The sequence below is a fragment of the Vibrio sp. 10N.261.52.C2 genome, from assembly GCF_041471425.1.
Lineage (GTDB): Bacteria > Pseudomonadota > Gammaproteobacteria > Enterobacterales > Vibrionaceae > Vibrio > Vibrio crassostreae_C.
Genome location: NZ_JBFROH010000008.1, coordinates 131932 through 155639, shown reverse-complemented (window position 1 = coordinate 155639; position 23708 = coordinate 131932). Strand labels below are relative to the sequence as shown.

Annotated in this window: 24 protein-coding genes; 5 read left to right on the top strand and 19 right to left on the bottom strand. The window is 42.1% G+C overall.

Going from position 1 to position 23708, the window contains the following annotated elements:
* The first annotated feature begins 47 nt into the window (after nucleotides 1-47).
* The gene (locus AB4307_RS02380) at nucleotides 48-1121 is read left to right on the top strand and encodes a LacI family DNA-binding transcriptional regulator (protein ID WP_372130978.1); all 1074 of its coding nucleotides are present in this window, start codon (nucleotides 48-50) and stop codon (nucleotides 1119-1121) included.
* Between the two features lie 233 nt (nucleotides 1122-1354).
* Here the strand turns inward: AB4307_RS02380 and AB4307_RS02375 are convergent, their stop codons facing one another.
* Complete coding sequence (locus tag AB4307_RS02375) at nucleotides 1355-2281, bottom strand: LysR family transcriptional regulator (RefSeq protein ID WP_102319933.1); 927 nt, start codon at nucleotides 2279-2281, stop codon at nucleotides 1355-1357.
* A gap of 100 nt (nucleotides 2282-2381) precedes the next feature.
* Here AB4307_RS02375 and chrA point away from each other — a divergent pair, with 100 nt between their 5' ends.
* Complete coding sequence (chrA, locus tag AB4307_RS02370; RefSeq protein WP_372130976.1) at nucleotides 2382-3530, top strand: chromate efflux transporter; 1149 nt, start codon at nucleotides 2382-2384, stop codon at nucleotides 3528-3530.
* Between the two features lie 75 nt (nucleotides 3531-3605).
* Here the strand turns inward: chrA and AB4307_RS02365 are convergent, their stop codons facing one another.
* From AB4307_RS02365 to AB4307_RS02280, 18 genes are read right to left on the bottom strand one after another with little or no spacing between them, the layout of a single operon-like run.
* Nucleotides 3606-4319: a class I SAM-dependent methyltransferase gene (locus AB4307_RS02365; protein WP_017065822.1), complete on the bottom strand. Its 714-nt coding sequence runs from the start codon at nucleotides 4317-4319 to the stop codon at nucleotides 3606-3608.
* A gap of 9 nt (nucleotides 4320-4328) precedes the next feature.
* Complete coding sequence (locus AB4307_RS02360; protein WP_372112682.1) at nucleotides 4329-5258, bottom strand: glycosyltransferase family 2 protein; 930 nt, start codon at nucleotides 5256-5258, stop codon at nucleotides 4329-4331.
* Nucleotides 5255-7018 carry a hypothetical protein gene (locus tag AB4307_RS02355; RefSeq protein WP_372130974.1) on the bottom strand — a complete coding sequence of 588 codons (1764 nt, stop codon included), beginning with the start codon at nucleotides 7016-7018 and terminating at the stop codon, nucleotides 5255-5257. The genes AB4307_RS02360 and AB4307_RS02355 overlap by 4 nt, the downstream gene beginning before the upstream one ends.
* Before the next feature lie 34 nt (nucleotides 7019-7052).
* Complete coding sequence (locus AB4307_RS02350; protein ID WP_102319928.1) at nucleotides 7053-8057, bottom strand: tetratricopeptide repeat protein; 1005 nt, start codon at nucleotides 8055-8057, stop codon at nucleotides 7053-7055.
* Complete coding sequence (locus AB4307_RS02345) at nucleotides 8054-9025, bottom strand: type II secretion system F family protein (protein WP_372130972.1); 972 nt, start codon at nucleotides 9023-9025, stop codon at nucleotides 8054-8056. The genes AB4307_RS02350 and AB4307_RS02345 overlap by 4 nt, the downstream gene beginning before the upstream one ends.
* Nucleotides 9026-9028: 3 nt before the next feature.
* A complete protein-coding gene (locus AB4307_RS02340) occupies nucleotides 9029-9994 on the bottom strand; it encodes a type II secretion system F family protein (RefSeq protein ID WP_102319926.1) in 966 nt (321 codons plus the stop codon).
* Nucleotides 9995-10003: 9 nt separating this feature from the next.
* Nucleotides 10004-11455, bottom strand: coding sequence for a TadA family conjugal transfer-associated ATPase (locus AB4307_RS02335; protein ID WP_372130970.1), 1452 nt, complete (start codon nucleotides 11453-11455; stop codon nucleotides 10004-10006).
* Between the two features lie 33 nt (nucleotides 11456-11488).
* Entirely contained in the window at nucleotides 11489-12703 is a 1215-nt protein-coding gene (locus AB4307_RS02330; RefSeq protein ID WP_102319924.1) for an AAA family ATPase, read from the bottom strand.
* 24 nt (nucleotides 12704-12727) lie between these two features.
* Entirely contained in the window at nucleotides 12728-13219 is a 492-nt protein-coding gene (locus AB4307_RS02325) for a TadE/TadG family type IV pilus assembly protein (protein WP_102319923.1), read from the bottom strand.
* Nucleotides 13219-13647 carry a TadE/TadG family type IV pilus assembly protein gene (locus AB4307_RS02320; protein ID WP_050652461.1) on the bottom strand — a complete coding sequence of 143 codons (429 nt, stop codon included), beginning with the start codon at nucleotides 13645-13647 and terminating at the stop codon, nucleotides 13219-13221. The genes AB4307_RS02325 and AB4307_RS02320 overlap by 1 nt, the downstream gene beginning before the upstream one ends.
* 2 nt (nucleotides 13648-13649) lie before the next feature.
* Nucleotides 13650-14918, bottom strand: a complete 1269-nt coding sequence (locus AB4307_RS02315; RefSeq protein WP_268671974.1) for a Tad domain-containing protein — start codon at nucleotides 14916-14918, stop codon at nucleotides 13650-13652.
* A gap of 16 nt (nucleotides 14919-14934) precedes the next feature.
* Nucleotides 14935-15207, bottom strand: coding sequence for a hypothetical protein (locus AB4307_RS02310; protein WP_372130968.1), 273 nt, complete (start codon nucleotides 15205-15207; stop codon nucleotides 14935-14937).
* Nucleotides 15197-16651, bottom strand: coding sequence for a type II and III secretion system protein family protein (locus AB4307_RS02305; protein ID WP_372130966.1), 1455 nt, complete (start codon nucleotides 16649-16651; stop codon nucleotides 15197-15199). Before AB4307_RS02305 ends, AB4307_RS02310 begins: the two co-directional genes overlap by 11 nt.
* Nucleotides 16652-16659: 8 nt before the next feature.
* Nucleotides 16660-17409 (bottom strand): Flp pilus assembly protein CpaB, encoded by a 750-nt coding sequence (gene cpaB, locus AB4307_RS02300; protein WP_372130964.1) that lies wholly within the window; start codon nucleotides 17407-17409, stop codon nucleotides 16660-16662.
* Nucleotides 17410-17412: 3 nt separating this feature from the next.
* Complete coding sequence (locus tag AB4307_RS02295; protein WP_061032535.1) at nucleotides 17413-18750, bottom strand: DUF8689 domain-containing protein; 1338 nt, start codon at nucleotides 18748-18750, stop codon at nucleotides 17413-17415.
* Between the two features lie 38 nt (nucleotides 18751-18788).
* Nucleotides 18789-19319: an A24 family peptidase gene (locus tag AB4307_RS02290; protein ID WP_061032534.1), complete on the bottom strand. Its 531-nt coding sequence runs from the start codon at nucleotides 19317-19319 to the stop codon at nucleotides 18789-18791.
* Nucleotides 19320-19328: 9 nt separating this feature from the next.
* On the bottom strand, nucleotides 19329-19481 hold the full coding sequence (locus AB4307_RS02285; RefSeq protein ID WP_198594302.1) for a hypothetical protein: 153 nt from the start codon (nucleotides 19479-19481) through the stop codon (nucleotides 19329-19331).
* Nucleotides 19482-19488: 7 nt separating this feature from the next.
* Nucleotides 19489-19692: a Flp family type IVb pilin gene (locus tag AB4307_RS02280; RefSeq protein ID WP_372130962.1), complete on the bottom strand. Its 204-nt coding sequence runs from the start codon at nucleotides 19690-19692 to the stop codon at nucleotides 19489-19491.
* Between the two features lie 193 nt (nucleotides 19693-19885).
* Here AB4307_RS02280 and AB4307_RS02275 point away from each other — a divergent pair, with 193 nt between their 5' ends.
* The 3 genes from AB4307_RS02275 to AB4307_RS02265 all read left to right on the top strand — a co-directional run bounded on the left by AB4307_RS02275 (nucleotide 19886) and on the right by AB4307_RS02265 (nucleotide 23655).
* On the top strand, nucleotides 19886-20629 hold the full coding sequence (locus tag AB4307_RS02275) for a helix-turn-helix domain-containing protein (protein ID WP_171732469.1): 744 nt from the start codon (nucleotides 19886-19888) through the stop codon (nucleotides 20627-20629).
* 93 nt (nucleotides 20630-20722) lie between these two features.
* Nucleotides 20723-22411 (top strand): AMP-binding protein, encoded by a 1689-nt coding sequence (locus AB4307_RS02270; protein ID WP_102319917.1) that lies wholly within the window; start codon nucleotides 20723-20725, stop codon nucleotides 22409-22411.
* 338 nt (nucleotides 22412-22749) lie between these two features.
* A complete protein-coding gene (locus tag AB4307_RS02265) occupies nucleotides 22750-23655 on the top strand; it encodes a LysR substrate-binding domain-containing protein (RefSeq protein WP_372130960.1) in 906 nt (301 codons plus the stop codon).
* Nucleotides 23656-23708 lie beyond the last annotated feature (53 nt).

The window sequence follows — 23708 nt, the reverse complement described above, 5'->3', positions numbered from 1 at the left end:
AATTGAATAAGCTCATCGAACGACGGGAATATTCGATGGACGGTGTGATGAGTGTAACTTTTAAAGATGTGGCGAAGCTGGCTGGCGTATCGACTCAAACAGTATCAAGGGTGACGAACGGTTCGCAAGATGTCGCAGAATCCACTCGAAACAAAGTGAATGCTGCGATAAAGAAGCTTGGATATGTGCCCAATAAAGGGGCTCAAATGCTCAGCCGTTCCAAGTCCACCAGCATAGGGTTAGTGACGCTCGATATGGCACTGCATGGCGCCGCAATGATCGCTAACGGTGTACGAATGCAGGCTCACGATATGGGGTATGGCACCGCTTTTTCTGTAGTATCCGAACCGAACCTCACCAACACCCGCGAGGCTATTCGTGAACTGATGGCTCAACAGATCGACAGCATCATTCTCAATGTGCCTTTAAAGAGTGCAGACGCCGAATTGCTGGTAGAACAATATCAACACTTGAACCTCATCTTCATTGATGTCCCTTCTAACAGCCAAGTTAACTATATATGCGGCGATCACGCCGAGGGCGCAAAGCTGGCGGCTCAGCATCTTATTGAAAATGGTCGCTCTGAATACTTGTTGATCAGCGGGCCTAACGAATCCAGTGCCTCACAAATCCGTCTTCAGAGTTGGTTGGGTGTGCTATCAGATGCAAACTGTCAGGTACAGTTTCAACATCAAGGAAACTGGCAAGCGGAAAGTGGCTACCTTGGCATTCGAGACGCCGTTGCGAAACAAATCCCATTTGATGCTGTGTTGGTCGCCAGTGATCAAATGGCATTAGGGGTTTTACGCGCACTGCAAGAACTGCAGATTCCAGTCCCTGACAAGGTTGCGGTCGTCGGCTTTGATGGCATCGAGGACAGTGCGTTTTTTAATCCACCACTGACCACCATCAAACAAGACTTCACCACGATTGGTCGACAAGCTGTGGTACTTGCAGAGAAGCTCAACGCTAACTCACAAGATGCTTTACTGCAGCACCATATCGAAACTGCATTACTCCCAAGAGAAAGCAGCCAACCTAAGGTGACGGCTCACTATGAAAAACAAGAGATCGAGCAACTGCTGAAAAGAATTCAGACCCTTTTGCCAGAATCGACATAAAAGAAAAAGCGCTAGGGGGAGCTAGCGCTTTAAGACCAACTAAGTCCGTTTAGCCTGGTAGTTTTTTAAGCTATATCATGAGGATATAACCAATTTTTTTACTTAGGTAAATCAAAAAGCCTATTCTTTACGACTGCCTTGAGTCGTAAATTAAGTATAGTCGGGTTCTTATAATAAACCGGATTTTTCTAAAATTAATTCATATGAATTTGACGATTAACCGACACAATAAACTATTCGGAAATCACAGATGAGATCGCATTAGTAATCAACTTTCTAAGTAGTTTATTTTTATCATCTAAATGCTTTGCCTTTCTATAAACAAGCTGGATATCAAAATCTGGAACATCAATAGGTGGCTTCACAGCTAGTAAGGTTTCTTCACTATCAATATCCTTGCGCGCGACTAGCTTGGGGACAATACACAATAGTTCTCTGCCACGAATGAGTCGTTTAACAGTTAAAAAGTTACTGGAAGATATCGCGACTTTCCGGCTTAAGCCGAGTTCACCTAAACGAGTGTCCACTCCCGTCTTTAAAGCCCCTGCAGGGGAAACAAGCGCGTGCTCGACAGCAACAAATTGTTCTAGCGACATCGGCTCCTCAATAGATAGAACCGATTGATCAAGTAAACAAACATGTTGCTCCGTATACAAATGCTTTGTTCGATATTGCTTTGGTACCTCACCAAAGCTGCCTATCGTCATATCAAGCTTGGCATCGTCAAAGACTTGCTGGTAGTTACTCAGGTTTACATTGAACAACGCTACTTGAGAATAAGGAGAGGATTGCTTAATCAGGTCAAACAATATTGGAGCGAACATCTGCTCGGCATAATCAGTGAGACCAATCTTCCAAGTCCCTTTATAAGTCTCTGCATCAAACGATTTAGATAACAGAACTTCAGACTGGATGGTATTCAGTAGCGCGTCCACGGTACTTGATAGTTCAATGGCTCGGTCGGTCGCCTCCATCTTGCTACCTACACGCTCAAACAGAGGATCATCAAACAACTTTCGTAGCCTTTGTAAGCTATGGCTCATCGCAGATTGGCTGACATAACAACGCTCAGCAGCCTTACTCACGCTATTCGTTTTATACAAAGCCTGCAGTGCAATCAACAAGTTAAGGTCGACCCCTTTCCAGTTAAAATCAGCCACAAATCAATCCCATATCATTCATAATTATAATTAAAACAATTAATTTGAATCATAGTTCAACTCCACCTAAATTACGCTAAACATTTATCTGGAATCGATCATGCTTTCAATTTTTAAAACCTTTTTCTGGCTTGGCTGGATTAGCTTCGGTGGACCAGCGGCACACATTGGCTACTTCCGTAAAACCTTTGTTGAGAAACTGAATTGGTTATCCGACGAAGAGTACGGGCAAATTGTCGCCCTCAGTCAATTTCTGCCGGGTCCAGGCTCAAGTCAGGTTGGCTTCGCGGTTGGTTACAAAAAAGGTGGCTTAACCGGTGCGATTGCCGCATTTGTAGGCTTCACCTCCCCTTCTGTCATCCTAATGTTGATATTGGCCTTAGTGAGCAATCAGTTGTTGGAAGCACCGCTTTTCATTTCTATCATCCACGGACTTAAGCTACTCGCGGTCGTGGTTGTGGCTGACGCCACTTTCGGCATGTACAAAAACTTTTGCCAATCAAAGATAGCAACAGCACTGTGTGTGATCACCGCGATTGTTCTGCTTTTAATTCCTGGGATCTGGCCTCAGGTATTAGTTCTATTGTTTGCTGCTATGGTTGGCAGTAAGTTCTTAACCTCACACGAATTAAAAACAGTACCTTCGACGCACAAGATATCGTTAACACCACTCGTGATTTTCGTTGCTTTACTGGTTGGTCTGCCTCTATTCAGTGCTTACTCTCAAGGCATTGAAGTATTTGGCTTGTTCTACCAAGCAGGTAGCTTAGTATTCGGTGGCGGCCACGTGGTACTTCCGTTGCTACAAAATGGTATTGGTGACCAACTGTCTCAAGATGCCTTCCTAACAGGTTATGCAGCAGCACAGGCAGTACCAGGGCCTATGTTTACACTTGCGACTTACTTAGGTTATGTATTGATGCCATCGGCACCAATCACAGGCGCACTACTCGCAACGATTGCCGTGTTCTTACCAGGCTTCTTATTACTACTAGGTGTACTGAAAAACTGGCAAGCAATTGCGAGCAAACCTCTGGTTGCTGGCGCTCTTACTGGTGTGAATGCGGCAGTTGTAGGTCTACTACTTGCAGCCCTGTATCAACCTATCTTCACAAGCGCAGTGAGCAGTGGCATAGACTTCGCTCTGATCATCATAGGTGTGTGGCTACTGAAAACGGTCAAGATGCCAATCGTAGGGCTTGTCGGCATGTTTATGCTATTCGGCGCTCTTACTGGCTTTGTTAACTAAAGATCTAACCGAAGCAAGAAGTTAGTGAATACCTAACTTCTTGCTTACGACTGAACGATAGGAGCCGTCGAACCTTTAACTAGCAGGCTTGATTCCATGGAAGTTAAAAAACAAATTGCAATCAATTAGCGGGATTGGGCTTAACGGCCAAAAAGAGTGTTTATTATCAGGGAGATAGTACTTTAAAAAGGCGATCAAATTATTGCAGGGATTAACATGTTCTCTCGCCATAATGTAATCGTAGTTCCACCCCTTTTTCACTCCAAGTTTTCTTGTCGTCATATAACGACCAACCTTCCATGCAATACCTGGGTCTGTAGGAATCAAAATGGACAAAGTGCCGCCCGGCTTTAATACCCTAAGCCATTCTTTAATCACAAGATGAGGCTCATAAAGGTGTTCCAATATATGTGTCGCAATAACACGATCAAAGCAGTTGCTTTCAAAGTCTAACGCTCGTGCATTCGTTACATTAAAAACGAGCTTGTCATAAGTACTGGTGTTACTGAGTTGCCTTTTTGCCACTTCAAGTGCGGCAGAATCGCCATCACTGACCGTATACTCGTCAAAACTATGCTGAACATGTCTCAAGTGTTCACCCGTTCCTGAACCCACTTCTAGCACCTTCGAGAAATGCTCTCTGTTACTGAAAGGCTTCTCACACGCTATATGACCCGCCCTCATCACATAGCCTGTTGTACTGCTTTCGTAGACTCGCTCGTCATATTCATCACTGAAACGGGACAAATAATCGAGCCACTCCTTGTCTTCATCCTTGTTTATTCTCATTCCTGAATCCTATTGAGATGGCTTGTGATCGTGACTTCTTAATATTGAGAGGATTCTCATCTCTCTTCTACCTCGTGACACGTTGTCGAGTATCAAGCCGCAAAAGAAAGACATCACCGCGATAAGTGCAATTGAACTAGACAGAATAGCTGTTGGGACTCTTTCAACGAGCCCGGTATCAATAAAATCGATAATAACGGGAACCCCTAATCCCAATGAGATAAAGCAAAGCAACACCGACAAAGCACCGAAAAAAAACATCGGCTTTACGTCTCGTAGCAGGAACAAAATAAAGTTGAGGATTTTGATCCCATCACTCAATGTATTCAGCTTACTCGCCGTGCCTTCAGGCCTTGAGTGATAATGAGTGGGTACTTCTTTGATCGACATATTGTGGTGCAATGCATGCACGGTTAGTTCCGTCTCAATTTGAAAGCCGTCACTGAAAATAGGGACCGTTTTTACAAACCGGCGACTCATCACTCGATAGCCAGAGAAAACGTCATTCAATTGAGCATTGAACCCTTTATTTATCAGAGTCGAAAACATCTTATTACCCAAAATATGTCCTGCAGGATAAGCCTCGGAAGAGCGCTCTCGACTGCCAATGATCATATCGAGCTGTTCAGTAACCAGTTGTTCAATCAGTGTAGGGCAAATGGAGGCGTCGTAGGTATCATCACCATCAGCCATAATATAAATATCAGCATCAATATCTGAGAACATCCGTCGCACAACTTCACCTTTGCCCTGACGATACTCATGGCGAACAACAGCACCAGCTTGCAGCGCCTCTTCGACCGTGCCATCAGTAGAGTTATTGTCGTACACATAAACCGTCGCACTTGGTAGTGCACGTTGAAAGTCAGCCACCGTTTTTCCAACCGCTCCGGCTTCGTTATAGCACGGGAGTAACACCGCTATGGTTTGATTCTTCATGAGCTCTCCCTGACTCGAAACACTCGGTACCCATTTTCAATATTGTCGTACACAACATCTAACCAAGTTGGCGTATCTGAGCTGTACAGCTTATTGATCAATGCCTCCTCGCTAGCCGAGTCCTTTAAAATCAACAAATGCGGATCATTGCCAATAACAATGATATCGATGCTTTTCTCTATGATTTTCCGTTCGGCTAAGCTCAGATCTTCCTCTAGCATCACTTCAATAAGAAATTGGTTCCCAACAATATTTCGATGGTAAGGAGCAGCAATAATTCGATTATCCGTTTTTGCCAACACTGGAGCCCCCGTTTCAATCCCTGAAAGTATGGTGTGCGAATTTATATCGTTATCTTTTAACACCTTATGAATCTTCAGAGATTGCTCCTTTTGATCAAGAGTAGTTGTAATTTCTTCGGTTGGCGACAACGCGAGAATGACAAAGGCGACCGCTAGTGGTGCTCCAGAAGTAATAACCGCTGCTTTTATGATGGAGGAACGGATGTAATCTGCTAACTGAAGAATCACGTATGCTTGGAGGGGAGCCGCTAGCACAAAACACAACCTCATGACTCTAATCTGCCAAAAGATCGCAAGGGCTAAATTGAACATAAAGATGAGATACAAAATTGCGCAGTGGTGATTTTTACGCTTAAAAAGTGGATACAAAGTGGCAGGAATCACGAGCAAAGCGTAATTCTCTATCGAGAAAAAACCATGACTTGCGACATATCTAACGACCGATTTCGCTTCCGTCACTTGGTCTAACCAATAGACTTTAAGTATTGGAGGGTAATCAATTAACAACGCACTGCTGAGTGATGGATAAAGCACTGCCACTGGGATTAAAAATAGAACAGCTAGAAATACGAACAGAAAAACCTTTTGCAGTAGACTGTTATCTTCATTCATAAACCGATGATAAACATTAACGAAAAGCCAGCCACAGAAGAAAAGGATGATGAGAACAAATGATATTTCGTCGTACTTAAAAACGAAAAACTCATCGTAAGGCCGATTTAATAAAACCGCACAAATCCCAAACAGAGCGGAACTCGCATACAACTTAGAGATATAGCCAAACCACTCATGGCGAACAAGACCGTAATACACGGTATAAATCGCGAAAAAAAACATGAATAGCAAAACATTATCAAGCCCCGTCCATAAAGATAGAGACAGCAAGATAGATTGCGCATACACACGCCACGCATGGCGCAACTGCTCATGATTCAATGGCGTTAAAGCTAGAAATAGGACCGCGAAGACCAGCTGAATATTATGATGATCAATAGAACCGGGTAAAAAATGGATAATTGACGGCGAAGAAATCGCAAACATCATACTAATAAAGCGATACTTGGCACCGAAGAGGTGGTCAGCTAGGTAAAAGCATGACAGAGAAAAAAGTAGCAAGTAAAGCAGAGGGACAAGAGAAATTGATATTGTATAAGCAAGATTATCATCGACGATAAACAACAATGGAAAAGCTACGAGCGATAAGATTAAATCAGGAAAGCGAGACCAATGAATAATAATGCCGTCAGCGGCATTAAAATTATTCATTGGCTCTAGGTACCAATGTCCAGTTGCCATCCAATCCTGAAATTGAACGAAACGCATATAGTCGTCATTGTCATTCAGGTTAAGAGCTGAAACACTCTCCCACTTGTAAATAAAGATCACTGTGGCACAAACTAGCCAGATGACAGAGATAACAATGATATCTTTATTAAAACTCTCACTTTTAGGCGACATGAATATCCTTTTCACTGAGCTAAAATTTAAACGACTATTGCTCCATCTCTCTCACTTCCGCTAATGCTCTGTTTAAGTTTTCGTTCGCAACTCTGTAATACGATGGTTTCTTGTCTATTGCTTGCTGAAGGTAAGGAACGGCTTCATCCGGCTTACCTTGTAATATTAGGAAATACCCTACATTATTCAACGCTTCAGGCGTATCCATATGTCGCATAAACATATTAGTGGCTTTCTTAACATCACCGGAAGCCAGATAAATGAGGGCTAGATTGTTTTGGGCCTTCTCACTATTTGGCTCTAACTCTAGAGCTGAACGCGTATACTGATACGCTTCCTTGTAATTGCCGTACATGTAATGGGAGTAGCCCATATTCAACAGAGCTTTGAATGAGTTTTTGTCTATCTGCAGTGACTTTTTGAAGTACTCTTGAGCTATCTGATGCTTTCCGTCGACATCTTCCAACACACCAATTCCCATATATGCTGATGCAGGAGACATACTGTCAACCTTCAAGCTAGCGACTTCACTTTGGCTTAACGCTTGGTGGTTTTTAATCGTTTCACTGCTTTTCAAACGAACTTGGTCGGCATTAATCGCTTTAAAGAAATAACTTCGACCTTCATCCGTTCGTCGCTGCTTCGTATACAAAACGCCTAATTCCTCCAGTACCTCGGTATGTGCTGGATTGAAATCTAAGGCCGCCAAATACGCTTTCTCGGCAAGCGCCGAGTTGCCACGAGATGAATGGATTTTACCTATAGTAAACAGCGTTTTGTCGTGAAACTCTTGCTCAGGAAAAGACAGAGAGCGGATGTATTCATACAAGGCTAGATCGATGTTGTTGTCCCTTAATGCTACATCACCACGCATGATCGCTTCTTTCTCACTCAAAGGAGGGTCATCATTCGTTAACGTATCTATCGGTTTACCGGAATACAGTTCTGCATCAAATTGATTCGTTGGCTCATCAGATGATGCACAACCGAGTAGTAGTATTGGTAGGAAAAGTAGAAGGAACTTATTGTATAACATCATAAACTTGCTCCCGGCGCACTCAATGCGTCCATTACGATAAGTAGTCCTGGGCCAAGTGCAACAATGAAAAAACAAGGCCAAATAAAAATCAGCATAGGAAATAACATTTTGGTCGGTATTTTCGCCGCAATTTCTTCAGCGGCTTGCTGACGTTTATCTCTAAAGTCTTCAGTATAATCACGAAGCGTTTGCGCTAAGCTACCGCCCATTCTCGATGCATGAGAAAGCAAAGAAACCAACCCTTCCAATTCGACTAAACCGGTTCGCTCGATAAGCTGTCTAAGCGCATCAGGCATAGTGACACCCGCTTGGATTTTAGCAAACACAGTCTCTAGTTCATCCGCAAGTTCCGGCTGAGAGACATAGATCTCAGATGCGACACGTCCAAGGGCTGCATTAAAACCAAGCCCAGACTCGGTACACACAACAAGAAGATCAAGCGCATCAGGGACACCATTTCTTATTTTTTTCTGACGCTCTTTTTGTAACTTGTTCAGAATAATATTTGGCGTAAATGTTCCGAGAAAAACACAAGTCATGATGAGTAAATTATTGTAATCTCCACCCCACGATATGTAATAGACCATAAAAGCAGCGACGATGCCTATTAAACTAGATAAAACCTTCAACGCGTAGAAAACTGATAACGAGCTCTTCTCATGGAACCCAGCATGCATCAGCTTTTCTGAGTAAGTTTCATTGTCCTTTTTATTACCTTTACTTATAAAGGGGCTTAATGATTCTAACGTATTTGAAAAATCATAAGGTTTTCGACCACCAGTACTCCCCTCTTCAGATATTTGTCTTAGCTTCTTATCTAAAGGAGATCTAGCACCTAAAAACAAGAACCCAATAGTCAATGTTAATAAGATAGTAGTGAGCAAAATCATCGCATAGATAACAGCCTGAGAGCTGATCCCAAACTCTGCTAACATCTGCTTCCAGACTTCAATATTTAATAATTCCATAAGTTAAATCTCTATACTGATGATCTTTTTAATCCACAAGGCTCCGATCGCCAAGAGAACAATACCGACACTGACCATCGATAGACCGCGAGGATCTTTGTAAAGTGGCTCGATATATTCAGGACTGGCTACCTTTAAGGCAAAAAATAAACCAAAAGGGGATAAGGTTAAGATCCATGCTGACAGACGGCTTTCAGCAGAGAGCGTTTTTACTTTCCTTTCTAACTTAAAGCGGGCTCTTAGTACTTCAGATACCTTTTGCAGGTTCTCTGATAGATTCCCCCCAGTTTCTTTTTGTAGCATTACTGCACTAGAAAAAGCCAACATTGATACGGTGGGAACTCGCTCTGCCATCTGTAAAATAGCTAAACGTAAGTCATAACCGTAATTAAGTAAGTTGTAGGTATTTTTAAACTCAGCACCGATAGGTTCAGGAAGTTCTTCACCAACTTCATTAAATGATTGAACAAGCGGTTGCCCTGCTTGCAGTGCTCGTCGGATAATATCTAAAGCCTCTGGAAGTTGCTCTTCGAATCGAGCCATTCTATAAGCCACTCGATTTTGTACATACAGATAAGATATAACCCAAACAGAAATGAATGCTGCTAAACTAATAAACCATTCTTGATTGGTCATTATTGATATCAATGTGAGCAAGACACCACAAAGAGAAACAATAAGTAAAAACCGGCTCAATGCTAATTTAAAACCAGCTAATTCCAACATTTTTTTTAATCCAGCAAAGTATGGAATAACTATTAACTTACGGTCTATAGGAGATAATTCTTTGTTATAATGTTCTTTTAATAAAGATAGACTCTCTTCATCGATATTACGTTGCGCCTCCTTCAAACGTCGAGACAACTCTTTGTGCTTCGCTTTTTTCCCTGCAGCAGGGAGCAACAAAGCTTGAGAAATAAAAAGCACCGCAATGAATAATAGACCTAATGAAACGCTTACATTGTCCATAATATATCCTTAGACTTTGGTCTCACTAAAGAGCTCGAAAGGCAGGTCGAGTCCACGTTTGACTAACTGGTCATGGTATTGAGGCACAACCCCCGTTGCTGTGAAATAACCGATAATATTGCCGTCTTCATCAATACCTTTACGCTGAAAACGGAATATTTCCGACATCGTAATCACCTCACCTTCCATGCCGTTGATCTCTTGGATACTCACCATACGACGCTTACCATCTTCTTGGCGTTCCATTTGAACAACAAGGTGGATAGCCGAAGCAATTTGAGCTCGTAAGTTTTTGGTTGATATGTTCCACCCTGCCATCGAGAACATATTCTCGACCCGACTCAAGGCATCACGGGGGGTATTCGCGTGAATGGTAGCCAGTGAACCATCATGACCGGTATTCATCGCTGCTAGCATGTCAACGGCTTCGCTACCACGCACCTCCCCAACCACGATTCGATCTGGTCGCATACGCAAGGTATTTTTAACCAATTCGCGCTGGCTGATTTCTCCCTTCCCTTCTAGGTTAGCAGGGCGGGTTTCGAGACGAATAACATGTGGTTGTTGCAGTTGTAATTCGGCCGAGTCTTCTATGGTAATAATTCTCTGGTCTCGCGGAATGAAACCAGAAAAGATATTCAGTGTGGTTGTTTTCCCTGACCCCGTCCCTCCTGAAATCAATATATTGAGCTCGCCTTTTACTGCAGCTTCAACAAACTTAGCCATTTGGGGTGAAACTGAATTGTAGTCAATAAGGTTATCCATCGTTAAGCGATCCACAGCAAAACGGCGGATAGAAACAGAAGGGCCATCGAGTGCGAGAGGCGGGATAATCGCATTAACACGAGAACCATCAACTAAGCGGGCATCTACCATAGGTGATGCTTCATCAATCCGGCGACCAACCTGACTGACAATACGATCAATAATGTTTCTTAAGTGACGATCATCTAAAAACGTATACGGTGTTTTTTCTAATTTACCTCGGCGCTCAACGTAAACACTTTTAGGGCCGTTGACCAATATATCCGACACAGTTTGATCAGCTAATAAGGGCTCCAACGGCCCCAGACCAAAAACTTCATCTTCTATCTGTTTGATGACCCGCTTACGACCTTCTGCGCTGAGTGCATGACTACCATCGTCAGCCATCAACTGTAAAATGGCTTCATGCAAGTCAACCTTAGCCCGCTCTTTTTCCAAACTTGAGAGTAATCCTAAATCTAGGGTCTCAAGCAGTTGCTTATGAAAAAAGTGTTTGATTGATAACTCTTGCTCTAACACTTTTCGAGCTTCATCAATCGCCTTTTCCTTTTCTACATTCGCTTCAGAACTGCGAGATTGACTAGACGTATCAACACTGGATAAACGCTCAACAGGGTTGGTATCTTCTGAGTCATGCGAAATCTGTTCTACTCTTTTTTCAAACTCTGGATTTACATTTTTTCGTTTAAAGAACATCACAATCCCTCGTGTTCACTATTCATCTACCCGTTATGAAAACCACTTTTTCAACCAGCCTTTTTCTTCTTGCTCTGGTGGTGAAAGAACGTGAGACAAATCGATGATAGAACGAGTAATTGAGCTTTTCTTTCTCGACTGAACTAACGGTTGCCCCAAATTGGCACTCTCTAGTGCCACTTTAAAATCATTAGGCATCAGGTGGATGTCGTGATTGCCCACCGCCTGCTCAATGTCTTTTAACTTTATAGAATGTCGTTTTTCGTAACGGTTAAGGATTACCTCTATTGCGTCGCTTTGTAAGCCGTACTCAAACTTCAGAGACTTAATTAATCTACTTGTGTTTTTTACTGACACTAAACTCTGCTGTAAAACCAGAAGCACTTTCGTTGCAGGTGATATAGCAGATGCAAATACATGATCTAACCCTCTAGATAGGTCGATCACCACATAAGGGTAAAAACGGCGCAATATAGGCAGCAGTCTGCCTATTTTTTGTGCCTGCTCGAAATCATCAGCATTGTTTTCATGTTTAAAGCTTAGAACATGAAGACCAGATTCATGTTTATTGACCAAAGTACCTAAGGAGATTTCATCTAGGTCATTCGCGCTATTTATTGCATCAGAAACGCTGTAGGTGGGAATAATATTTAAGTAATCAGGAATTACTCCAAATTGGAGATCAATATCGAGTAAGAGAACTTCATTTGGGTGTTGATTAGCCATCTCAATAGCGGTATTTAACGCTAAAGTGGTTGCTCCCATCCCTCCCTTGGTGTTCAAAAACAAGATAAATTCTCCATAACTGGAGTTTTCAAGCTTTTCGGAAGCCGTTTTCTTAAGCAAAGGGAGTAAGTCTGAAATAGTGACATTATGAGATAAGAAATCTGAGGCTCCTAAGCGAAGCGCAATTTTTAATGACCCGTTATCACTTTCGTCCCCGAGTACAACTAAAGATAAATCCTTATCCTCGAGCGATAAATCATACCCCTGTAACTCCACCATTTTTTGTGCCCAACTTCCACTTGCTTCTACAAAGATAAGCTCTGGAACATCAGCATTTTTTAGGTATTCCTCGCTCATTGCTGCGAGAGAAAATGATGTAACATGTACATTTCGACATTTCTTTAATTCAAGACTCATATGTGAAAGAAAACCTTCTGAGCTGTATATTAACCAGACCTTAAGGTTTGTTTTCAAACGCACAATATCACTCTCATTTGGCGTTATTTTAATTGCTTCCCCCATGCTACAACTCCTGTATAAAATAACTCATGGACATCTATTCCTTGTTTCGGAATCAGCTCTAACAACTCCTAAACTCTCAGCTGGCAAAATAGTTTCGAACGAAGGAGCTGTAAGATACCCACTAGTACCAAAAAAACTCAAATCTCCGATTAACTGAACGCCATATCCAGTTGCACTCGCCCTTACAAATTTAATGGTACTAAATACTGGATCAGTGTCGTAACCTGACGTAATTTCATTCCCATCAATATCTAAATAAGCAACTTCTAAATTGGCAGCGGTAAATCCTACAAGAGGAATATCTCCCACAACCATTGCGGCAATATTATCTCTATCTGCTACATAGCAAACCGTTGCTAACCTTGCTGCTTTCCTCGTGGCTTCACTTACCATCTGCAACGAAAACATATAGGCACCCAATGCCAAGATTATAAAAATCAAGAGAAAAATCAGCCATGACACTAATGTGAACTCTATGATAGCAAGCCCTTCAATACACCTTTTTGACTTTCTCATCACAGCACCCTCATAACCGAAGTGACGCTTAACGGAATCGAAAAACTCTCCGAGGAAAAGGGAATAGACAAGAAATGTGGAACATAATCATAGGTAACACTTACCCGTACATAACTATCTCCTGACGGTGGCGTAACGGTAACATCTGCAGTCGTCAATGAAGATAACACCGCAGTCCCTACACTATTCTGTCCGTAAACCACCACATTTTGAATTTCGGAAGTCGGCGCAATAGTTCCACCGATCGTTCCATAGACTTCACTAACTGCGTAACGAGCACCGTTTTGCACAGATTTAGATATCACATTGTAATGGACTAAAATATTGCCAAATTCCAGCACCAATATCAGAAAGAACAGTAATACCGGGGTCGCTATAACCACCTCAATGGCTGCAAAACCACCCTGTAATTTATTGAATAGTTTCATGGTTACGACTCCCCACTATCTGGGTCCTTATACAATACGATTTTGTATGTCCCTTCCGTAGTCGAGTTAGTACTGCCAGATCCGCTAGCTACGCTACAAGAGTGTATAAATTCACCAAAAACTGCAGGCGTTCCTGAGTTATTGGTCGGCGCTTTTTGTAGCAAGAAGAAACAACCAATTTTGTTCACCGTAAATTCAGTCGCACCGCCACTTTTACCTGAACAATCCACCATAGGTATAGGTAATATACGACGCCAAGCAACACCATTAGCCGCACACCCAGAACCATTATTAGCTATGCATGTGTTAGTCGCTGATTCATATTGAGCATAGGTATAACTGCCGTCAAAATCGATATCTCCCGTACTAGCATCGATCGTAATCTCATTAGTAGGCTCAGTCGTTACATAATCAGTGGGGTAATCTGATGCCGATAATCCTCCACCATAATCACCAAATCGAGTATTTAAGCCATCACCGGTAGGACCAACCGTTCCTCCTGGTTTGGTGGTTATATCGTCACCTATTGCAACAGGATAACTATAGTCCCCCCCTAGACCTTCTTTTACCGTTTTACCACCAGAGCCAAAGTCCAATAGGTGGTAATTTCCATTACCCATTTCAGATAGTTTGTTATCTCCAACTTTCAAAGCATGAACGGTACCGACTTCATAGCCAAAAACATTCGTTATTTCTTCACCAGTTACATCATGAAAGCCATCTTCAGGATCTATATCATTGTCAGATGTCCCATCACCAATACATACACCTATTGGTACAACGTTATTTACAACTTCTTGCCCTGAACTGGGGCCCGCAACAGCACTAGCAGATACCTCTTTATCAAGGCCAAATAATTGAATAAAGAATTCACTCATACCCAATGAATCTACTCGAACACGCACATAAACATCATCGTCGATGCCAAAAGTAGCCGTGCCCGTAAAGTCTTGAGGATCATTAGAGTAATCGATACTGATTGAAGCGGTTGAAAAATCAAACTCGTGGTTTCCCGTCGAGCCAGCCATGGCATTTAATGCAGTGCCAACCTCGGCATCTACTGCATCTTTATCCTTACTATTATCCAAAATAGTTGCGGCAGCTAAAGCAGCTGAATCTACCGCATTTTGTAACCGTGTTTTGTTCACAACCATATGGTTGATATCTACAGCTAACGCTGAGACGGCTAAAAAAACCAACAAGGCAGCAGTAATCATAATCACCACTAATCCTTTCTGCTTTTTCGGACTTTGTGATACTCGATACAACATGTGAGTACCTCCAGATTTAGTTAAACTCTTCTAGGATCTGGCTACTACTGCTTCCGGACAGATCATTTTCACCTCTGCCAACATATCGGTCGTAACCAGCCTGCATCCGCTCCCCTGTACCATCAGGTACTTCGAGTAAATTCTCTTGGGTCGCATTAGGGTTATACGTTTGCTCAGTTTTCACTAGTGCTACTGAGTGCCCTAAACGAGCATCGTTCGCACAGCCAACTAACACCATCACGAGAAAGACCATCATTATTCTAATCATATCCATCTCCTTATAAATCATGACCAAATGAGCCTTCGCTACCACCATCAGTCGGCGATACAGTCTGTGTCGATTGAGATTGCTCGGAGTCCGACTCTGACGGTTCAGCAATGTAAGCGCTTCGGCCTAACAAATAATATTCCAAGTCATTAGGGTCGACGAAAGCATCTGTTGGTAATGTCACTTTCGTGCGGTCGATTGGCTTGGCAAGCCTTGGAGTCACAAGAATAACCAGTTCGGTTTCGCCAGATACATACTCTTGGCTGTTGAAAAGCTGCCCTAAAATCGGCACATCACCAAAGCCTGGCATCTTGTTGCTGATATCTCTCACATTCTCACTCAGTAAACCTGCAATACCGATAGTCTGGCCATCTGCTAACTCAAGAGTTGAAGATGCACTACGACGCGTAATAGGTGGAATGAAGTAAGTCGCGTTGGTAGTACCAGGATCAATCGTTAGCGAGCTACTATTCGCAATTTCACTCACATCAACAGCCAAGTTCAGGTTGATTTTCTTGTCACTAAGAACCGTTGGGATGAATTTCAGCCCTACACCATATTCTTTGTATTCAATGGTGATGCCGTCTTCATCAGGCACAGGGATTGGGAACTCACCGCCCGCTAAAAATTCAGCTTTTGAACCACTTAACGCGGTTAGATTCGGCTCAGCCAAAACTTTGGCTACACCATTCTGCTTTGCAACATCCAAAGCAAAGGTAAACAATGTATTGCTATCGATAAAAGAACCTAAAATCCCATAATCTGTTGAGGTGGGAATATCAAAAATCGGCGTTGCACCCAATACACCAGCAGGCACAGAAGACGCTCCCCATGAAAAATCAGAACCACTGGTTTGGAAGAAATGGAAGTTAGCATCGAATTTTCGAACTAAGCTTCTTTGCACTTCAGCGACAGTGACCTCTAGCATGACTTGCTGAGCACCACCAATCGACATTAAGTTGATGACCCCAGTCGCCGCAGCTTGCTCACTACCACTCTCTTTTGACTCATCTGCGGTTTGCCCGGAGGAGTAAGTTTCTGCAATTCTCATCGCGACATTCATCTGCTGTTGGTTGCTCACCTGACCGCTCAGCAACAAACGGTTTTGCGCACTATGTACTTCGATAGTTTCATCAGGAAGGAACTCATATAACTTCGCCTTTAAACTATTAAGATCATGAGTAACCTCAATGTTAATAGACTCAATCAACCGACCTCGAGAGTCCCAAGCCATTAGGTTTGTCGCACCTAATTTTTTACCAATTAAAAACACTTCATTTGATTTTAAAATTACAATATCTAAAACTTCAGGATCACCAAGAGAAACCTTCGCCGCTTTTCCCGACAGCACGACATGCGTAGATTTATGATGTGGAACCGTGACTGTTTTTCCCGTTTGTAACGCCGCAACACTGGCCGTCGAAATACAAATTAGGCTCAAAACACACGCAATTAATATTCTCATATTTCACCTCAATCCTTGACGCGCACATTAGATGTTTCTGTACCTTTGATAATGGTGACACTTGGTCTAGGCACATATCGACGAACCACTTTTTTCTCAACTTCATGTGGGTTTCTCAAAGTCAGCTGAATACTGCCTTTGCTTTTAGCCGTGAGAAGTTTCTCGGCCTCTTTCGGCGTCATCTCAAGAGTTACCGCTCGTACAATAATTGGACTGTTTTCATTCGTTTTAGCCGTTTGATCTACAGCCAAAACCTTAATATCTTTAAGAACCGTTTGAGTAGCTGCAGAATTTTTTCCGTAAGAAACCGTATTGAGAATATCAACCTTGTTACCCGGTAATAAGAAACCTGCCACACCAATAACATCATCAACACGTATCGTTACCGCACGTTTATTTTCAGGGATAAGAGCTGCAAGCGTTGACCCTTCTCCTGGTACAGTAAATCGTAACTTGTGAAGCACCTCTCCGGCATAAATGGTATTCGCAACCACCTTGCCAACGAGTTCTGAAACATCGGAGTAGTTATTCTCGTTAATCCAATCAACTTCCATTAACTTCGTGGTTAGGAACTGCTCTTCAATTATCGTTCCAGCTTCAATCTCTTGTGAGGCCACAACTACTGGATGACGCTCCACAGTTTCAACTTCGACTGTTGGCTGTACTTGATTTTCCATCCATTGTTTAGCGAAAAAAACAGCAGCTAAACCAAATACTACGGACAGTAAAAATAGTAGGAAAACTTGACTCTTATTCATGTGTTATTCCTCATGTCCATCAGAGGTAAAATAAACTTCCCAAGCCATGGAAAGAATATCGAATGTGATAACAGGCGGGAGTTGCTCGAACGAAAGAATATCTTTACTTATACCTACCAGATCTTTCGGCAAGCAGGGGAAAAATGGCACTTTGTATAAAGTGTGCATTTGGGATAAACGCTCAAAGAAACCATCTTGAAGTTCAACCTCTTTCTCTGCGGCAACATTCATCCACAATGCTTCGTAATCACGCTGCATAAGAGGCTTAAATTCAATTTTGTAACCTAAACGACGCAAAAATGCGGGATCACTGATCTTCTTTGGATTTAAGTTGGTAGAGAAGGCGAGAGTTAAAACAAACGGCATCGTAATTTGCTGACCGTTGGGCAGCGATAGATAATCAAAAGCGTACTCCATCGGCACTATCCATCGATTCAGCAATGTGTCTACAGGCATAGGTTGACGGCCAAGATCGTCTATCACGAAAATTCCATTGTTTGCCATCATCTGTACCGGGGCTAACCAGACTCGACTGTTTTCTGAGTGATTCACCTCAAGCATATCCATGGTGAGCTCACCACCGACCTGGATATTCGGTCTCTCACAGTTAAGCCAGCGCTTATCGTATTGATCTTTTAGCGAGATAGCTTTGGTACTGCCGTTTCTATCTAAAGGTTTATGGTGTTGTGCAGAGAAAACCTTGATGATATTGCCAAGCGCATAGACGGCATAAGGAATAAACACCGAAGTGTGCAAAGCGTTGACAATACGGCTAGCAACAAAGGTTTTACCAGTACCAGCATGCCCATATAACAAAAGGGCTCGCCCTGAGTTTATTGCCGGCCCTAGGACGGAAATCATTTTATCTATGCCATAGACATCACTTAACGCCGCCTCGACATGTGGACGAGTCACGAGCTCAGCCCTAAGGTCTTGCTGCTTGACCACCTCACTATATTGCTCAAGAGAAACTGGGGCTGGACCTAAATAAGCATCACGCTTGAAAGCTAAATCGGCTTCTTCTAGCCCTTTCTCTGAGAGAGAATAACGAACATGACTATGTGATGCAGATGAGAGAGAAAGATCTGAGGTAGGTTGAAAAACCTCAATTAGAGATTTTTTCCTCAATACCGCCAAAGCACTTTCCACAATATGAGTCACAACACATATATGGTTGGAAAGTTCTAAAACGTCCGATTTAGGGTATGCAGACAAATGCTTAAGTACGAGATTTTCAATCACGACTTCAGGAATTCCCAACGTATCAAGTGATGTTGGGACAACAGGAGCTGATATTTGCGGTTTTAATGTTGTTGAAGCCGTATGCCCTATAATATCCATTATATTATTCCTCTCCACAAAGCTTACCAACAACAGCTTTAATTAAAATAGCTATACATCGCTAATCCTATGACAACAGAGGGGGCAAAAGGCATTGTCACTTTATTTAAGTATCGATTATGAAAATTAGTACGCTCATCTTTGACTGGTGAAACACCACTCAATAAAATAAGTTTATTTTGGAAATAACCTTTAATGCTGACACTACTTGAGTTAGCGTAGTTATACAGTAAATAAAAGGATCCGATCATCCCAGAAGCAAGTAAGATAAAGTACGATGCATCAAGTATTTGTCCCCACCCAAGATACATTCCAACAACGCCCAATAACTTCACATCACCTGCAGACATTGCTCTCATAAAATACAAAAGCAAACCAAACCCAAAAAGTACTGCAAACCCTGCTAATGAAGACAAGAAAAAGCCCAACGTATAATTGCTATCAAACATTGACAAAAAATAAACAAACAAAAGAAGTATCAATATTTTATTAGGTATACGATGCTTCTCAACATCGTATACCGAAACTGCAATTAGCAGCGCCCAAAAAGCAGAAGGCTCATTAATCATATTTTCTATTTATACACTCGATATAATACTCTGGAACTTACTAAGTAAGGCTGTTGCCATTCCAGAAAAAATAAATCCAACAGCAAGAACAAGTGAAGCAGCACCAATCACGTATTCGACCGTAGTAAGCCCTTTTTGCTGTCTTGCTCTTTTCTTATCCATGATCGTATCAACCACCACTCGTACCACCACTCGTAGTGTTACCAACGTTAGCAACAATAGCGTTTAATTTATTTGCCAGAGTATTACCTAGGCCAGAAAATACAGTTGTTAAGCCTAAAACCAATAATGCTGCACCGATTACATACTCGATTACAGTCAACCCTTCTTCATCTTTCATGAATTCTTTGCAATTATTCAAAAACTTACCCATGACAACCTCTCCTTGATTTTCATAACAGGCTTCGTTTACCTGTAAAGTAAATCTAGAGGTGAGTCACACATTCGGTTAGGATTTTTTTGCCATTTACTTGCACTTTTTTGTTGTACTTCTAATCTCTGTAATAACTCCCTTATTTCTAAATTTTCACATCTGGCTCTTTATATATGATACAGGTTTAGTAGAAATGAAATTAATAACACCACTGCTATCAGATATAGATAGCGAGTTTAATTCAATTATTATAAATAAAATTAGTCGCTACTTCCCTGTGGAAAATTTTCAACAAGATATATCAGTTATCAGTAACTTAGATGTAAGAATTGTATTTTTCATTTTAAATAGAGAAAGTGAAATTCAATTACTTACCATGGCATTATCTATTTGTAAAAACCTAAACAAGCGGATAGTTTTAATTTCTCCATTTGAGATACCTAATATCATTCGAAATCATAAGAATATATTTTTCATTATAGAAACGAGTAACAATCATCTGACCAGTGCCTTCGAAGAATTAAAGAGTAAAACACAGCATATCTTTGAAGCACACTTCGACCTCGATAGAGACATGAATAGCAACAACCAGGAGCCGACCAAGCAGTTTACTTCTGAAGTTGTTAATTTTGTTATGGATAACATTAACAAGGAAATAAGAGAAACGGACATAGCTGAAAAATGTCACTGTTCAGCAACCTATTTTTCTAAAAAGTTTCATCTACACTTTGGAGTAAGCTTTAGAGACTTTGTGTGCGATAAACGAATACTGTTAGCCAAAAAGTTGATTGAGGCGGATACCGAATCAAAAATAGCTGTAATTTCTTATCAATGTGGCTACAAGGATGTGTCGTATTTTTCAAGAATTTTTAAGAAAAGGACGGGCGTAACCCCTGCAAGCTACAGACGTGCCTGCACAGATAACAGAAAACGCTAATTTTACTCCCTAAAAGAAAAAATCATGGTACATTTAACATGATTTTAACAAAAATAACCAAAAATAACTTAGCGAAAAACATGGAGTTAGACAATGATTCAGCCTAACGAGTTTAGCCAAGAACAAGCAACAGCTCTCCCTACACCCAATGACATGATTTTAAAATGGGCAGAAGATCGCCCAGATGAAGTCTATTTGAAACAGATTATTAACCGTCAATTTGTCGAATTTACTTATAAAGAAGTAGCCGACAAAGCACTGAAACTGGCGTCAGCATTAGAAGGACTCGGAGCCCAACCTGGCGATCGAGTCGCTCTCGTATCGAAAAACTGTGCAGAGTGGTTCATCTGCGATCTTGCCATGATGTTAGGAGATTTTGTCAGCGTCCCAATCTTTCCAACAGCAGGTGCAGATACCATTCAGTACTGTATTGAACACAGTGAATGTAAAATTGTGATTGCGGGTAAGCTTGACGATCCTAAAGCCACTCAAAAAGTACTTGATGACAACCCGAGCTTGGTGAGTATTTCACTGCCATACGACAGCGCAGCGAAGTGCCAACACACTTTCGAGCAGCTCATTGAGACACATGAACCATCAACCAAACGCCCTCAGCATCACGACGATAAGCTGATGTCACTTGTTTATACATCGGGTACATCAGGGTTACCAAAAGGCGCAATGCTCACCTACGGCGCGTTTACTTGGTCTGTTCAAAGGTTGATTGACCATATTGGGATCCAACCTGGCGATCGCCTGTTTTCTTACCTACCGCTTGCTCATATTACAGAACGCGTTTACATCTTTGGTTCTTCAGTAATGGGGGGCGTGGTTACGGCTTTCCCTGAATCTTTAGACACCTTTATTGATGATGTGAAAATGCATCGCCCTACGCTGTTTATTTCAGTTCCTCGCTTATGGACTCTGTTCCAGCAGCGAATCCAAGACAAATTGCCACAGAAGAAACTGAACTTCTTACTGAAGATTCCGTTTATCAACAACATCATTAAGAAGAAACTTGCTGATGGCTTAGGGTTAGACCAAGCTCGCGTTCTTGGATGTGGTTCTGCACCTGTATCACCCGCTCTACTCGCATGGTATGAGAGTGTTGGCCTGCACATTACCGAGGCATGGGGCATGACAGAGTCTTTCGCCTACAGCACGCTCAACTACCCATTCAGAGCCGATAAAATTGGTACGGTTGGTAATGCAGGTCCAGGGATCGAACTCAAAATAGCTGAAGATGAAGAGATTCTAGTTCGAGGCAAAGGCTTATTCTCTGGTTACTACAAGAATGATATTGCAACCCAAGAGTCTTTTAACTCGGATGGTTGGCTTCATACCGGTGATATCGGTGATATCGATAGTGAAGGTTACCTAACGATTCGTGGGCGTAAGAAAGATACCTTTAAAACCGCTAAAGGTAAGTTTGTTGCCCCTGTACCAATCGAAAACAAACTGTTTGAGTACAGCCGCGTAGAAATGATGTGTTTGATAGGTCTTGGCCTACCTGGTCCAATCCTACTTGTGGTACCGCATGACTTCCCTAATTTCGATCGAGCTCGCTATGAGAAAACGACAAAGCGCGTTATCGAGAAAATGAACGAGCAGCTTGGTTCACACGAGAAGATCAAAGGTGTATTGATGATTAAGGAACCATGGAGCATTGAGAATGGCGTGTTAACCCCGACTCTCAAAATCAAGCGACATATCCTTGAGCAGAAATACCATGAAGTTGGTCATAACTGGCCGAAAGATAAATTGGTGGTTTGGGAAGAATAATTAAAATCGAGAGGGAGCCATTATGGCTCCTTTTTTGTAAGCTCACATTATAAGTACTTAGTATAATCCGCAGCATCACTACTCTCGCAATCTAAACCGACATCCTTTTTCATTCGATGACTTAACGATTTAGAGCAAACAACTTGTCTAGATTTAGCCCCCTTCCTCACCTTAGTATTATCATTGATTTTAAGTACCTGAGTAACAAATATTCCGACCCAACAGGTTATTGCTTTCATGTTCTCTCTCTTGTATTCCCTTTGTATTTATCGCTATTATGAAAACAACCTGTTCGATAATCGAACAACCATTATTAACAAGAACTATAAGCTGAGATTATGGACAATAGACTGCGTCACCTTTCAGGTCTCCGTTACTTTGAAGTTGCGGCTCGCTTGAGCAACTACAGCAAAGCTGCTGAAGAGCTGTTCGTCACTCAAGCAGCCGTCAGCCAGAAGATTCGACAGTTAGAAGAACAGGTTGGATGTAAGCTCTTTATTCGTAAGGGGCGTGCAATGACTTTGACGCATGAAGGGCACACACTTTTTAGACATGTCTCTGATGGATTTCAAGATATTCTGCTGGGGTTAAACAAGATCCAATCAGAACCTATTCAAGGGCTACTTGTTGTTAGAAGTCCCCCCTCTTTTGCTTCTCGTTGGTTACTGCCTAGGCTGTGGAAGTTCTCGGTAAAGCACCCAGAGATCCCAATTAAGATACTAACAGGGTGTGATACACCAAATTTAAAACATGGCGAAATTGATGTGGCTATTCGACAAGGTGAAGATCTATGCGTTGAAGAAGGCTTGACTCTAGAGATGCTAATCAACGAACCGGTTTACCCTTTTTGTTCCCCTAAACTCGCAAACTCTTTGAACTTCACATCACCTGAACAACTCCTCAAATGTTGGCTGATTCAGTTTGATAGCGGTTGTTTCCCGTGGGATGAATGGTTTAGGCAAGCAAACATATCGACTCAAAGCAGCACCATTCAGTGGATGGAAGTCGGTACCTTTGATATGGGGCTAACCACGGTCATGGCGGGACATGGGGTTTGCTTGGCAACAGACAGCTTAGCTGGTGACTTCATCGAACGCGGCTTACTAGTGAAGCCCTTTGATATAGGCATGACACCTGGGGTTCAAGTCAACCTATGCTTTGATCCTAACTCCCCGAGAGAAGAGCGTATTACCGCGTTCACCAATTGGTTGCACGAAGAAGTAAACGAGCTATTGGAGAGTTAAATCTCATCTCCCACTTCTTTATATAAACTATAAACTTAACTCAACATAGAACG